Annotated in this window: 8 protein-coding genes; 2 read left to right on the forward strand and 6 right to left on the reverse strand. The window is 68.3% G+C overall.

What is annotated here, in order from left to right; genetic code table 11:
* The first annotated feature begins 169 nt into the window (after nucleotides 1-169).
* Nucleotides 170-1,453 (forward strand): UDP-N-acetylglucosamine 1-carboxyvinyltransferase, encoded by a 1,284-nt coding sequence (murA, locus tag SH591_RS06550; protein WP_324751036.1) that lies wholly within the window; start codon nucleotides 170-172, stop codon nucleotides 1,451-1,453.
* Here the strand turns inward: murA and SH591_RS06555 are convergent.
* The 4 genes from SH591_RS06555 to SH591_RS06570 form a co-directional block, all read right to left on the reverse strand.
* Nucleotides 1,450-1,956, reverse strand: a complete 507-nt coding sequence (locus SH591_RS06555) for a GNAT family N-acetyltransferase (RefSeq protein ID WP_324751339.1) — start codon at nucleotides 1,954-1,956, stop codon at nucleotides 1,450-1,452. The two genes, murA and SH591_RS06555, sit on opposite strands and share 4 nt — an antisense overlap.
* On the reverse strand, nucleotides 1,956-3,221 hold the full coding sequence (locus SH591_RS06560; protein WP_324751037.1) for a DUF445 domain-containing protein: 1,266 nt from the start codon (nucleotides 3,219-3,221) through the stop codon (nucleotides 1,956-1,958). Before SH591_RS06560 ends, SH591_RS06555 begins: the two co-directional genes overlap by 1 nt.
* Nucleotides 3,222-3,253: 32 nt before the next feature.
* Nucleotides 3,254-6,340 (reverse strand): efflux RND transporter permease subunit, encoded by a 3,087-nt coding sequence (locus tag SH591_RS06565; protein ID WP_324751038.1) that lies wholly within the window; start codon nucleotides 6,338-6,340, stop codon nucleotides 3,254-3,256.
* A gap of 71 nt (nucleotides 6,341-6,411) precedes the next feature.
* A complete protein-coding gene (locus SH591_RS06570) occupies nucleotides 6,412-7,605 on the reverse strand; it encodes an efflux RND transporter periplasmic adaptor subunit (RefSeq protein WP_324751039.1) in 1,194 nt (397 codons plus the stop codon).
* A 252-nt stretch (nucleotides 7,606-7,857) separates the two neighbouring features.
* Between SH591_RS06570 and SH591_RS06575 the strand changes: the two genes are divergently transcribed.
* A complete protein-coding gene (locus tag SH591_RS06575; protein ID WP_324751040.1) occupies nucleotides 7,858-8,571 on the forward strand; it encodes an SIMPL domain-containing protein in 714 nt (237 codons plus the stop codon).
* A 55-nt stretch (nucleotides 8,572-8,626) separates the two neighbouring features.
* Here the strand turns inward: SH591_RS06575 and SH591_RS06580 are convergent, their stop codons facing one another.
* Both SH591_RS06580 and smc read right to left on the reverse strand, forming a co-directional pair.
* A complete protein-coding gene (locus tag SH591_RS06580; RefSeq protein WP_324751041.1) occupies nucleotides 8,627-10,702 on the reverse strand; it encodes a TonB-dependent receptor in 2,076 nt (691 codons plus the stop codon).
* 186 nt (nucleotides 10,703-10,888) lie between these two features.
* Nucleotides 10,889-14,326, reverse strand: coding sequence for a chromosome segregation protein SMC (gene smc / locus SH591_RS06585; protein WP_324751042.1), 3,438 nt, complete (start codon nucleotides 14,324-14,326; stop codon nucleotides 10,889-10,891).
* Nucleotides 14,327-14,335 lie beyond the last annotated feature (9 nt).

A 14,335-nucleotide genomic window follows, 5' to 3' on the forward strand; every position in this document is an offset into this window, starting at 1 on the left:
TTCAGTCACGTAACGCCCCGCCCCTGCTTGTCCCAGCCGGATATGCGAAGCCGCCCGGCACACGCTATGATCTGGATTAAGCCTATGAAATCATGCGCGAGCGCGGGCGAGCGCACGCATAGCGAAGGCGCGGGCTTGCGCCGCCCGGTCGAGAAGTTAGAAGCCGACCATGGATCGCATCATCATCAAGGGCGGCAAGCGCCTCGAAGGCCGCATCGCCATCTCCGGCGCCAAGAACGCCGCACTCACTCTCCTCCCCTGCGCATTGCTCACCGACGAGCCGCTGACGCTCAGGAACCTGCCGCGCCTCGCCGACGTCGACAGCTTTGGCCACCTGCTCAACCAGATGGGCGTATCGACCACGGTCGAAGGTTCGCGACCCGAGGATTTCGGCCGGGTGATGACGATGCGCGCGGGCACGATCACCTCTACGGTCGCGCCCTATGACATCGTCCGCAAGATGCGCGCCTCGATCCTCGTGCTCGGGCCGATGCTCGCGCGCGCCGGCGAGGCGACCGTGTCGCTGCCCGGCGGCTGCGCGATCGGCAACCGCCCGATCGACCTCCATCTGAAGGCGCTGGAAGCGCTCGGCGCGGAGATCGAGCTTGCCGCAGGCTATGTGAAGGCGACCGCGCCCAAGGGCGGCCTCATCGGCGGCCGTATCCAGTTCCCGGTGGTCTCGGTCGGCGCGACCGAGAATGCGCTGATGGCGGCGGTGCTCGCCAACGGCGAGACCGTGATCGAGAATGCCGCGCGCGAGCCCGAAATCACCGACCTCGCCAAATGCCTGATCGCGATGGGCGCGAAGATCGAAGGTCTGCGCACCGACACGCTGACCATCCAGGGTGTGAGCGAGCTGCACGGGGCGACCTACGCCGTCATGCCGGACCGGATCGAGGCGGGCTCTTATGCCTGCGCGGCGGCGATCACCGGCGGTTCGCTCGAGCTGGTCGGCGCGCGCAAGGAGACGATGCCGTCGATCCTGTCGGGGCTGCAGGATGCCGGCATCACAGTCGAGGACACCAAGGACGGCGTCCGCGTCACCGCCAATGACGGGATCAAGCCGCTCACCATCTCGACCGCGCCCTATCCCGCCTTCCCGACCGACATGCAGGCGCAGTTCATGGCGATGCTGACGCTCGCCCAGGGCACCAGCCTGCTCACCGAGACGATCTTCGAGAATCGCTATATGCACGTGCCCGAGCTGCACCGCATGGGCGCGGACATTGAGGTGCGCGGCCGCTCGGCCGTCGTGCGCGGCGTCAAGACGCTGCACGGCGCGCCGGTGATGGCCACCGATCTGCGCGCCTCGATGAGCCTGATCCTCGCCGGCCTCGCTGCCGAGGGCGAAACCCAGGTCAGCCGCATCTACCATCTCGACCGCGGCTATGAGCGGCTCGAGGAGAAATTGCAGGGCGTCGGCGCCGACATCGAGCGCGTCTCCGACGGCTAGGCGTCGCGCGCATAGAGATTGACGGGGTCGCCTTTATGTTCGGCGGCGCGCATCAGGCGGTAGCCGAGCTTGTCGGCGATCCGCGCCGAGGCGGCATTGTCGGGGCTGATCATGCAGACCGTGCGGCAGCGCCCGTGCGTCCGCTCGAACCAGTCGATCGTCGCGCGCATCGCCTCGCTCGCATAGCCGCGGCCCCACCGCTCCGAACGGATGATCCAGCCGGCCTCGGGATGGCCGTCGAAATCCTCGCCCAGCCCGCGAACCTGGCGAAAGATTCCGCACGTGCCGACGAGGGCGCCGCCGTCACGCTCGAGCACCACGAAGCGGTCGAAGCCGAACACGGTCCAGCCGCCGATCGCCGCGAGCAGCCGCCGGTAAGCGTCCTCGATGCTGGACCTGCCGCCCAGGAACCGGTGCATCTCCTCGCCCGCCGTGAGTGCGTGCAGCTGCTCGAAATCGTCGATCTGCTGGGGCCGCAGGCGCAGCCGCTCGGTCTCGATCATCACGACACCACTTCCACCGTGTGGATCAGCAGGCCGACGAGGCCGCCGACCAAGGTGCCGTTGATCCGGATATATTGCAGGTCGCGGCCGACCGCGCTTTCGAGGCGGTCGGTGACGGTGCGCGCGTCCCAGCCGCGGATCGTGTCGGAGACCAAGGTGACGATGCCGGTGCCGTAGGCCGCGACCGCGCCGACCAGCGCCCGGCGCGCAAACTGGTTGATCGTCGCCTTCAGCCTTTCGTCCTGCTGCAGCGTCTCGCCCAAAGCGCGGATCGCCTCGCCGAATTTGCCGGCCATGGTCGCGTCGGGATCGCGCGCCGCCTTAAGGAGGCCCGCCCGCGTCTTCTCCCACAGCCCTTCGATCCAGTCGGTCACCGCCTTGTTGGCGACGATCTCGTTCTTGGCCTGCTCGACCTTGTCGCGCATCGCATCGTCATATTGAAGGTCCCAGGCGAGCATCGCCAGCGCCTCCTCCGCCTTCAGCCGGAGCGGGTGCTGGGTATCGGTCGCCATGGCGATCGTGAGCCGGCGCATGCCGTCGATAATGCCGTCGGCCAGCTTCTCGTCGAGCCCGGCGAAGCGCACCAGCCAGTTCGCGCGGTCGTGGACCATGCCGCGGATCATGTCCTCGTTGGCATCGAGCGTGCGGCCGGCCCAGGTGATGATGCCGTCGAGGATCGGCACGTGCCGGTCCTCGTTGATCGCCGAATCGAGCGTCTGGCCGAGCAGGGGCGAGACTTCGACCGAGCGGATCCGGTTGGCGACCGCGCTTTTCACCATCCCGCCCAGCCGTTCCTGGTCGAGCGCCTCGAGGATGTTGGCCATCAGGCCGGACGCGCCCTGGCGCAGGCGGCCCTCGCCGGGCGGATCGGTGAGGAAACGGCCGATCGCGCCGGCGACGTCGAGCCCGCGCATCCGCCGCGCGACCACCGAGGGGGTGAGGAAATTGTCGCGCAGGAACAAGGCGAGCGTGTCGCCGATCCGGTCCTTGTTGCGCGGGATGATCGCCGTGTGCGGGATCGGCAGGCCGAGCGGGTGGCGGAACAAGGCGGTAACCGCGAACCAGTCGGCGAGGCCACCGACCATCGCCGCCTCGGCGAACGCCTTGACGAAGCCCAGCCAGGGATAGGCTTCGTCGAACCGGTTCGAGATCAGGAAGACGGCAGCCATGGCCACCAGCATGCCGGTGGCCATGATGCGCATCCCGCGCACGCCGCCCTGCGCGGGGTTGAATCGGGTCAGGCCGGTTCGTTCGAGCAGGGTCATCCCTGCCTCAATAGCCGGAAACCCGAATTAGTTCACTCCGCCGGCTGCTCGGCCGGTTGCGGCCCATGGTCCTGCGGCCCGCGATAGGTGAGCAAGCGGCCGAATTTCGGGCCCAGCCACTTCTCGAAGCTGTCGGCGAGGCTGAAGCCGGCGGGCACGATCACCAGGGTGAGCAGGGTCGACAGGATGAGGCCGCCGATCACGGTGATGCCCATCGGCGCGCGCCACGCCCCGTCGCCGGTCAGCGAGATCGCGGTCGGCACCATGCCCGCCACCATCGCCACCGTCGTCATGACGATCGGCTGGGCGCGCTTGTGGCCGGCATCGATGATCGCCTCGATCTGGGGCACGCCCTTGTCCATCTCCTCCAGCGCGAAATCGATCAGCAGGATCGAGTTCTTTGCGACGATGCCGAGCAGCATCAGCAGGCCGATGAAGACCGGCATCGAGATCGGATTGCCGGTGAGGTGCAGCGCCAGCGCGCCGCCGAGCGGGGCGAGGAGCAGCGAGCCCATGTTCACGAAGGGCGGCATGATCCTCTTGTAGAGCAGCACCAGCACCGCGAACACGAGCAGCACGCCCGAGACGACGGCAACGGCGAAGTTGGTCAGCATTTCCGCCTGGAACTTGCTGTCGCCAATGTTGAGCTTGCGCACGCCCTGCGGCAGATTCGTCATCGTCGGGAGGGCGTTGATCTTGGCCATCGCGTCGCTGGTCACGAGCCCGGGTGCGAGATCGGCGCCGACGACGATGCGGCGGATCTGGTTGTAGCGGCGGATCTGGGTCGGCCCGGCGCCGAATTCGACGTCGGCGATCACCTTCAGCGGCACCGAACCGCCGTTCGCGGTCGGAACCGGCAGGTTCTGGATCGTCGCGAGGTTGCGGCGCGAAGCCTCGGTCAGCGACACCCGGATCGGGATCTGGCGATCGGACAGCGAGAATTTGGCGCTATTCTGGTCGATGTCGCCCATCGTCGCGATGCGGATCGTCTGGCTGAGCGCGGCGGTGGTGACCCCCAGGTCGGCCGCGAGGTTCATGTGCGGCTTGATGATGATTTCGGGCCGCTGCATGTCACCCACCACGCGCGGGGCGCGCAACTCGGGAAGGCCGGCCATCTCGGTGGTGAGCTGGTTGGCGGTCTTCTCGAGCAGGACGGGATCGTCGCTGCCGAACATGATGATGATGTCGCGGCCGAAGCCGCCGCCCGACTGCGACTGGAAGTTCACGCGCGCGTCGGCGATCTGCTCGAACTTGGGCGCGGTCGTGCGCTCCCACTCTACGCTCGAGACCGGACGATCCTTCTTGAGCGTCAGGTAAATGGTCGCCTCGGTCGGGTTGATGTCCGCGAAAGCGTCGTTCACGACCGCGGTGTCTTCCGACAGAATGCGGGCGACCTTCTCGGTCGTGTGACGCGTCTGCTCGACGGTCGTGCCCGGCACCATCTCGATCTTCACCTGGCTGTAATCGGTGTTCATCGTCGGCTGGAACGTCATCGGCAGCGTCGCGAATGCGAAGATGGTGGCGACGAAGGCGCCGCCGCCGCCGATCAGCACCGTCTTCCAGCGATGCTTAACCGACCAGACGAGGATGTTCATGTAGCGGTCCATCAGCCAGCCTTCGCCATGGCTGGCCTGGCCGCGGGCCTTCAGGAAATAAGCGGCGACTAGCGGGGTGATGAGGCGCGCGACGGCGAGGCTCAGCAGCACCGCGATCACGACGGTCATGCCGAACTGGATGAAGAACTGGCCGGAAATGCCCGGCATCAGCGCCACCGGCAGGAACACCGCCACGATCGACATGGTGGTTGCGAGCACGGCGAGGCCGATCTCGTCGGCTGCGTCGATCGACGCCTGATAGGCCGATTTGCCCATGCGCATGTGGCGGACGATATTCTCGATCTCCACGATCGCGTCGTCGACCAGCACGCCCGCGACGAGGCTGAGCGCGAGCAGGGAGATGCCGTTCAGCGTGAAGCCCAGCATGTCCATGAACCAGAAGGCCGGGATCGCCGACAGCGGAATGGCAAGCGCCGAGATGATCGTCGCGCGCCAGTCGCGCAGGAACAGGAAGACGACGAGGACGGCGAGCACCGCGCCCTCGATCATCGCGACCATCGCCGAGTGATACTGCTCCTTGGTATAATCGACGCTGGTGTAGAGCTGCTTGAACTTGACCTTGGGATTCTCCTTCTCGAGCGCCGCGATCTCCTTCATCGCGTCGTCATAGACGGTGACGTCGGATGCGCCCTTGGCCTTGGCCATCGAGAAGCTGGTCACCTGCCGTCCGTTCATCATCGAGAGATTGCGCTGTTCGGCATAGGTGTCGCGCACGTCGGCGATGTCCGCGAGCTTCACCGTCCGGCCGCCCGGCACCGCAATCTGCGTCTGGCCAAGCGCGAAAGCGTCCTGGGCGTTGCCGAGCACGCGCACCGACTGCTCGGAGCCTGCGATCTCGGCGCGGCCGCCGGCGGCGTTGAGGTTCACCTGTCGCAGCTGCTGATTGACCTGGACCGCCGTGAGGCCCTGCGACTGCAGCTTGGCCGGATCGAGCAGGATGCGAATCTCGCGGCTGACGCCGCCGCCGCGCTGCACCGCGGCCATGCCCTCGATGCCCAGCAGGCGCTTGGCGACCGTGTTGTCGACATACCAGCTCAGCTGCTCGAGCGTCATGTCGGTGGCTTCGGCGCTGAAATAGGCGATCGGGCCACCGTCAATGTCCATGCGCGTGACCTGCGGCTCCAGGATGCCCTCGGGCAGCGAGCTGCGCACCTGGTCCACCGCGTTGCGGACGTCGTTGACGGCGCGGTCCACGGGCGTGCCGATGTCGAACTGGACGATCGTAAAGCTCTGCCCTTCGCGCGCCACCGAGGTGATCTCGTCGACGCCGCTGATCGAGCGCACCGCCGCTTCCACCCGCTGCGTGACTTGCGTCTCGAGCTCGGCCGGCGCCGCGCCGGGCTGTGTCACCGAGACGGTGACCGCCGGGAAGCTCACGTCCGGATTGTTGTTCACATCCATCCGCATGAAGCTGATCAGCCCCGCCAGCGTCAGCGCGAAGAACAGGACGAGAGGGGCCACCGGGTTGCGGATCGCCCAGGCCGAGATGTTACGAAAGCTCATATTTCTGCCCTGTCAGTCCTGTCGTTCTCACGTCCGGCGGCGCGTCGAGGGCGACGACGCCGGCATCGATCTCAGCGGGCTGCCGCGCGTACCGGGCGCACCTTGTCGCCCGGGTTGAGGAAGGCGGCGGCCGACTGGACGATACGCTCGTTGCCGGCAAGTCCGGCGATGACGGGCACGCCGGCATCGGCCACCTGACCCACCTTCACGTCCCTGCGCACGACCTTGTTGTTGCCGTCGATCACGTAGACGAAATTGCCCTTGGAATCGCTCTGCACCGCCGATTCCGGAAGCATCGGCGCGTCGACCTGGCCAGCGACCAGATCGGCGCCGGCGAAGCCGCCGGGCCGCAGCAGCGGATCGTAAGCGAGCGCGATCCGCGCCTCGCCCTGGCGGTTGACCGGATCGATCACCGGCGAGACCTGCCACACCTTGCCAGTGAAGGTCCGGCTCGAGCCGACCGGGGTCACCGTCGCCGGCACGCCGATGCGGATGCGGGCGAGATCCTCCTGCGACAGGCGCGCCTTCAGCTCCATCTCGCCGCCCATCGCGATGCGGAACAGCGCGCCCGAACCGGCGCTCACCACCTGGCCGGGTTCGACCATGCGGTCGAGGACGAGACCGGCGGCCGGAGCGCGGACGTCGAGCCGTCCGATGCGGGCGCGGGTCTGGCCGAGCTGGGCCTGGGCGACGCGGACACGAGCATTGGCGGCATCGCGGGTCGCAACCCGCCGCTCGACGTCGGCCTTGGAGACGAAGCCGCGCGATACCAGCGCCTGGGCGCGGTCCAGTTCCTGCTGGGCGAGCCGGGCGTCGGCGCGGGCCACTTCGATGCTGGCGGCGAGTTGCTGCGCCTCCTGCGCCTGGACCGAGCGCTCGATGACGGCCAGCGTCTGCCCCGCGCCGACCCACTGGCCGGGCTCGACGAGCACGCGCGAGACCATGCCGCCCTCGCCGGAAACGCCGACCGGCATGTCGCGACGGGCGGCAAGCGTGCCGTTGGCCGAGATCGTGGTGGCGACCTGGTGGCGGCCGGGAACGATGACGCTGACTGCGGGCACCGATTCGGGCGCCTTGCCGGCGGCGGCCGGAGCGGCCTTGTCGCCGCCGCCCATCAGCATGACGATCGCCACGCCGGCGATCAGCACTGCCGCCAGCGCGGCCAGGATGATGTTGCGGCGCTTGCGGCGCGCGCGCAGGATCTCTTCGTCGACGACCTCGCCCTCGAGCGCCCCGCGTCCCCATTTGGCCGTTTCAAAATTCATTGTCTTCATTGTCCCCACACCGCTGGGCCGGCTGTTGCCGCTGCGACTGTATTAGCCGAATAAGGCACTCGCCTCAAGCTCTATATTCACTGGATCCACTGGTCCGGCCCCGTGGGGCGCAGCGCCCCTTATACCAATCCCTACCCGGACGCCATTACCTCAAGATGAATAGGCAAACGGCGCCGTAACGTTCAGCAACCGTCCAGCCAAGCCGGCGTTAGAACGGCATATATCTCAAATGGAGACCAAGAAATGATCCGATCAATCGCGCTGGCTTCGCTGCTGGCCCTCAGCCTTCCCGCCGCTGCGGCCGCACAGGGAGTAGTCCCGGTCCAGACGATCTCCGGCACGAGGCTCGACATCGTCGCGACCGGCGAAGTCTCGCGCGTCCCCGACATCGCCCGCATTAACGCCGGCGTGGTGACGCTGGCGCCGACCGCGACCGCGGCGATCGCCCAGAATGCCGAGCGGATGAGCCGGGTGGTCGCGGCGCTGCGCCGCGCGGGCGTGGCCGAGCGCGACATCCAGACGAGCTCGATCAACCTCAACCCGGAATATCGCTACCAGGAGAATCAACCGCCGATCCTCACCGGCTACCGCGCGAGCAACGAGGTGACGATCAAGTTCCGCGACATCAAGGAGACCGGCGCCATCCTCGACGCTTTGGTCGCGCAGGGCGCTAATCAGATCAACGGACCGATGCTCACCATCGACAAGCCCGAGCAGGCGCTCGACGAGGCGCGGCAGAAGGCGCTCACCAACGCCCGCGCCCGCGCCGAAACCTATGCGCAGGCGCTGGGCAAAAGGGTGAAAAGGATCCTCTCGGTCAGCGAGAGCGGATCGATGGCCCCGCCCTATCCCATGCCGGTGATGCGCATGGAGGCCGCCCAGGACGCCTCGACCAAGATCGTGCCCGGCGAGCAGGCGCTGTCCACCACCCTCTCGGTCAGCTTCGAGCTGGAGTAACCTCCTTATCTGTCATTGCGAGCGCAGCCGCTCGCAATGACAGTGGAGCGCGGTCCTAGAAGGTGAAGCGCAGTGTCGCCCTGGCGGTGGTGGGAGCCCCCGGGGCGATATTGTTGTCGCTGTGCGCGGTCGCGAAATAGTCGCGGCCGAACAGGTTCTCGACGTTGAGCTGGGCCTCGATGCCGTCGGCCAGCTGGTAGAAGAGCGCCGCGTCGACGCGGGTGTAGCCGGGCAGCGTTACCGCGTTGCTGATCGACGAATAGGATTTGGTGCGCGCGACGACGCCGAGGCCGAGGCCGAAGGCCGGGGTGAAGTCGTAGCGGTTCCACAGCGAGAATTGGTGGCGCGGGACGAGCGGCACTTCGCGGCCCTCCGGCGCGGCGGCAGTCGTGCGGGTGATCTCGGCCTTCTGGTGCGCGTAGCCGGCCGAGATCTGCCACTTGTTGGTGATGTTGCGCTCCACGCCGACCTCGATGCCGCGGCTGCGCTGGGCGCCGGTGAGGACGGTAAGCAGGGTCACTGGATCGACCGCGCGGGTGTTGGTGCGGTCGAGCTGGTAGAAGGCGATCGTCGCGAGCAGGCCGTCGATCGGCTCCCACTTGGCGCCGACCTCGTAATTATCGAACTTCTCGGGCTTCAATTCCGCGGTTTCGCTGGTGAGCGCGCTGAACTGGTCGCCCGACGAGGGCAGATAGGAGCGGCTGTAGCTGGCGTAGAGCGACAGATTGTCGCTCGGCTTGACGATCAGGCCGAGCCGCGGCGAGAGCAGATTGTCGACGCGCTCGAACCGGGTGCCTGCGCCGCGCAGATCGTGCACGTCGAGTTCGAAGCGGTCGTAACGCAGGCCGGCGACGATCTCGAACATCGGCGAGATCCGCAGCTGGTCCTGGGCATAGAAGGCGAGGACGTTGGCGCGCGTGCGGTTGTTGGCGTCGGAGGCTCCGGACGCGAAGACCGGCACGACGTCGGTGGTGGGATCGGCGAGCGGGACTTCGTTCGAGCCGGGGAAGCTGCCGGTCCGGCGCTGGTTGCGCGACTTCTGGCGGCCATATTCGAACCCGACCAGCAAAGTGTGGTCGAGGCCGCCGAGGCCTTCGACGACGAGGTCGGTCTGGCTGAACAGATTGTCGCGATCGCTGCGCTGGTTGTAGGCGCCGAGGCGGACGCGCTCGGTCGCTTCGATCAGGTCGCTCGGGAAGACGTTCTGATAGAATTTGTCGTAATGGCCATATTGGGTCCTGTTGCGCAGCGTCACGTTCTCGCCGAGGCGATGCTCGATCGCGAAGGTGGCGAGATGCACGTCGGCGTCCGAGAAGCTGAGGTCCGGATTGCCGAAGAAGACGCGGTCAAAGCCCTCCAGCGGCCGGCTGCCAAAAGCGGGCACGCCGCGATCGGCGGTGCGGCGGTCGTGCAGATATTCGTAGGAGAGGTCGATGCGCGTGTCGGAGCCCAGCTCAACGCCGACCGTCGGGTTGATCGCGTAGCGCTCGAGATCGACGTGGCGGCGGAAGCTCTCGCCATTCTCATAGACGCCGTTGACGCGCAGCCCGACATTGGAGCCGAGCGGCTGGTCGACGTCGCCGGTGAGGCGGTAGCCGCCCTCGCTGTCTCCGGAGATCGCGAACTCGCGATAAGGCTCGAGGCTGGCGCGCTTGGTGACGCGGTTGACGACGCCGCCGCCGCCACCGCGGCCGAAGATCATCGCGTTCGGGCCGCGCAACACCTCGATCCGGTCGGCATTGTAGAGGTCGCGGAAATATTGGGCGTCGTCGCGGATTCCGTCGACGAAGAAATCGGCGGTCGTATTGTTGCCGCGCAGGGTGATCTGGTCGCGATTGCTCTCGCCGGTGCCGGCCATCGCGCCCGGGACATAGGTCAGGATGTCGGCGATCGAACGCAGCGCCTGGTCCTCGATCTGGGCCTCGGTCACGACCGACAGCGACTGCGGGATGTCCTTGATGTCGGTGTCGGTCTTGGTCGCGGTCCGCGTCTGCTCGACGCCATATTGGAGGCGCTGGCCGGTGACGACGATCTGGTCGACCATCGCATAATCGTCGGGGCCCTCCGCACCGAAAGCGGGCGTGGCGAGGGCGCAGGCGAGCGCTGCGATGGAAACCGGACGAATGGACATGAAGACCCCTTGAGATTGTGCATTCTGCGTGGGGGGGGTCTAGAGCTATTGCGACTTATTCTCAATAGCAATCATTCCAGGATCGCAATTCTGTCGCATGTACTTGAACAGGCAAAGGAAAACGCAGCGCATCGCCGCCCACACTGGCGTGGGAACTATTCAGGACCGAATTAGAAGAGAGAATCGCTACTCGGCGGCGAGCAACCGCTCGGCGCTGCCGAGGTCGACGCTGACCAGCCGGCTGATGCCGTGCTCGACCATCGTCACCCCGAACAGGCGGTGCATGCGGCTCATCGTCACCGCATTGTGGGTGACGATCAAATAGCGCGTGTCGGTCTCGGCCGTCATGCGGTCGAGCAGGTCGCAGAAGCGCTCGATATTGGCGTCGTCGAGCGGCGCGTCGACCTCGTCGAGCACGCAGATCGGCGCCGGGTTGGTGAGGAACAGGGCGAAGATCAGCGCCACAGCGGTCAGCGCCTGCTCGCCGCCCGAAAGCAGGGTCAGCGCCGACAATTTCTTGCCCGGCGGCTGGGCCATGATCTCGAGGCCCGCCTCCAGCGGATCGTCCGATTCGATCAGTTCGAGATGGGCCTGGCCGCCGTTGAACAGGGTCGTGAACAGGCTGCGGAAATGGCGGTCGACCGCTTCGAACGCGGCCAGCAGCCGGGCGCGGCCCTCGCGGTTGAGGCTGCCGATCGAACCGCGCAGGCGGTTGATCGCGAGCCCGAGCTCCTCGCGCTCGGACTGCGAATGGGTGCGGCCCTCCTCGAGCTCCGACAGCTCCTTCTCGGCGACGAGGTTGACCGGTCCGATCCGCTCGCGGTCCTGCGTCAGCCGCTCGAGGTTCGCCGATTCCGCGCTGGCCTCGACGACACTCTCCTCGTCGAAGTCAAGGCGCTGCGGCAGCAACGGCGGCGGGCACTCGAAGCGTTCGCCCGAGATGCGTCCCATCTCGATCCGCCGGCTTTCCTGGTTCTCGTGGCGGGCGATGGCGCCGGCACGGGCTTCGCGGGCGATCGACAGGGCTTCGCCGGCATCGGCCAGCTTCTTCTCGGTCGCGCGCAAGGCCTCTTCGGCGGCGCGCTCATAAGCGGCGGCGGCAGCCGCGGCCTCGGCCGCTTCGGTCGACTCCCCTTCGAGCTTGCCCAATTGGGCGGCGATCGCGGCCGGCGCGTCGGCGAGCCGCGCGGCCTCCTCCTCCGCCTCTGCGATGCGACGGGACATGTCGGCCTGGCGCTTGGCGGCCTCGGCGGCGCGCACCCGCCAATCCTCCTGCTCGCGCTGCGCCGCGTCGGCGCGCTGGCGGTCAGCGCTGATCGTGCGGGCGTGAGTGGCAGCTTCGGCGCGGACTTCGGCGAGCGCCTGCTGCGCTGTCTCGGCCTGCGCGCGGAGCGCTGCGACCCGCGCCTCGGTGGCGGCGGCGTCGGGCAGAGCGGCGGCCATTTTCTCCGCGCTCGCGAATGCGTCGCGGGCATCGCCCAGATCGGCATCGGCCTGCGCCATCCGCTCGGCGAGGCCGGTGCGGCGGATGTCGAGGCGCTCGATCGCGACGTTTGCACCATCTTCCTCGCGTCCCGCCTCGCGGATCGCTTCACTGGCCTGCGCCTCGGCCTTGCGCCCGGCTTCTGCGGCGACGCGCGCGGCCTGCATCTCGCCCTGCGCCGCCTCGATCGCAGCCTGCGCCTGCTCGACCGCCGCCGCCGCCGCGGGCATCGCCTCGTCGAGCTCGGCGAGGCGGTTGACCCGGATCAGCCGTTCGGCCGCAGCCGCGCCGAGACCGGTGGCGACGAACCCGTCCCAGCGGCGGAGCCGGCCATCGCGGGTGACGAGCCGCTGGCCGACCGCGAGCGCCTGCCCCTCGTCCGCCTCGACCACCGCGACCTGGGCCAGGCGGCGGTGCAGCGCGGCCGGCGCGGCGACATGGTCGGCCAAGTGACTCGTGCCCCCGGGCAGCGCCGGATCGGAGCTAGCGGCCTCCGCGCCCGTCCAGCGGCGCGCGCCCTCGCCTTCGAGCGCGGCGTCGAGGTCGTCGCCGAGCGCCGCCGCGAGCGCGCGCTCGAAGCCGGGCTCGGCCTTGATATGATTGATCGCGCGGTCGCCGCTCTGGCTCTCGACCGCCTTGCGCAGCGCCTTCGCCTCGGATTCCAGCGCCGACAGGGTGGCGCGCGCCGCCGCGCCCCGGCTCTCGGCCGTATCCCGCGCCGCCGCCGCCGCTTCGCGTTTCGCTTCGGCCGCGCCGACGGCTTCGCCCGCCTCGGCCAGCGCCGCCTCGGCGCGCTCGCGCTTGTCCCGCGCCGCGCGCTTGGCCTCGACCAGCGGCGCTTCGTCGCCAAGCTCGGCCATCTGTTCCTGGAGCCGCGCCATTTCGGCCTCGGCCCGCGCCAGCTTGGTGCGCGCCGCTTCGAGCGCGGACTGGGCGACGCGCGCCTCGGCCTGCTCCCCCGCCTGCTCGGCCCGGGCCTTGCCGAGCGCCGCTTCCGCCGTCCGCGCGGCATCCTCGCGCTCGACCGTGCGGATATCGATCGTGCCGCGGCTCGCTTCCGCCTCGGCAATGCGGCGGGCGATGGCGGCGCCTTCCTCCTCCAGCCGCGCGAGCGCAGCCTTGGCGTCATCGGCGAGCGCAGCCTCGCGTGCGGTATCGGCGGCCAAGGTCGTGCGGCGCGTCTCCAGGTCGCGGATGCGGCGGTCGAGCGTGTCGCGCTCGGCGCGCATCGCCGCCAGCCGGTGGCCGAGCGACGTGGCATTGTCCCGCGCCGCCTGCGCCGAAGCGCGCTTGTCGGCGAGGTCCTTGACGGCGTCGGCCTGGTACGCGGCGGCGGCGCGCTGTGCCTCGGCCGCTCTCTCGACCGCGGCGACGGCCAGTTCGGCTTCTTTTTTGGCCGCATCGGCCGCGGTCGCCGCTTCGCGCCAACGCGCGAAGATCAGCCGCCCCTCGGCGACCCGGATCTGGTCGGTCAGCTTGCGGTAGCGCTCGGCGGCCTTGGCCTGCCTGCGCAGCGCCGCCGCCCGCTGCTCCATATCGCCGAGCATCTCGTCCAGGCGCGTGAGATTGGCTTCGGCGGCGCGCAATTTCTGCTCGGCATCCTTGCGGCGGACGTGGAGGCCGGCAATGCCCGCCGCTTCCTCCAGCATCATCCGCCGCTCGGTCGGCTTGGCCGAGATGATCGCGCTGATCCGGCCCTGGCTCACCAAGGCCGGCGAATGAGCGCCGGTGGCGGCGTCGGCGAAGAGCAAGGAAACGTCCTTGGCGCGGACATCGCGGCCGTTGACCCGATAGGCCGAGCCGGCGCCGCGCTCGATCCGGCGGGTGACCTCGACCTCGCCCTCTTTTGCGACCTGGGTGTCGCCGGGGACGTCCTCGACCGCGCGTTCGACGAGCAGGGAGACTTCGGCGAAGTCGCGCGCCGGGCGCGAGGCGGTGCCGGCGAAGATCACGTCCTCCATGCCCGCGCCGCGCATCGATTTGGGCGAGGATTCGCCCATCACCCAGCGGATCGCCTCGAGCACGTTGGACTTGCCGCAGCCATTGGGGCCGACGACGCCGGTGAGGCCAGGCTCGATGCGCAGTTCGGCGGGCTCGACGAAGCTCTTGAAGCCCGAAAGCTTGAGACGCTTTATCTGCACGGCCCGCCC

Source organism: Sphingomonas sp. LY54 (genome assembly GCF_035594035.1).
Lineage (GTDB): Bacteria > Pseudomonadota > Alphaproteobacteria > Sphingomonadales > Sphingomonadaceae > Allosphingosinicella.

Bases quoted from the DNA above. Each gene is read 5' to 3' on its own strand.
- SH591_RS06565 (WP_324751038.1), bottom strand. From the start codon at position 6,340: ATGAGCTTTCGTAACATCTCGGCCTGGGCGATCCGCAACCCGGTGGCC.
- SH591_RS06570 (WP_324751039.1), bottom strand. From the start codon at position 7,605: ATGAATTTTGAAACGGCCAAATGGGGACGCGGGGCGCTCGAGGGCGAG.
- SH591_RS06575 (WP_324751040.1), top strand. From the start codon at position 7,858: ATGATCCGATCAATCGCGCTGGCTTCGCTGCTGGCCCTCAGCCTTCCC.
- murA (WP_324751036.1), top strand. From the start codon at position 170: ATGGATCGCATCATCATCAAGGGCGGCAAGCGCCTCGAAGGCCGCATC.
- SH591_RS06555 (WP_324751339.1), bottom strand. From the start codon at position 1,956: ATGATCGAGACCGAGCGGCTGCGCCTGCGGCCCCAGCAGATCGACGAT.
- SH591_RS06560 (WP_324751037.1), bottom strand. From the start codon at position 3,221: ATGACCCTGCTCGAACGAACCGGCCTGACCCGATTCAACCCCGCGCAG.
- SH591_RS06580 (WP_324751041.1), bottom strand. From the start codon at position 10,702: ATGTCCATTCGTCCGGTTTCCATCGCAGCGCTCGCCTGCGCCCTCGCC.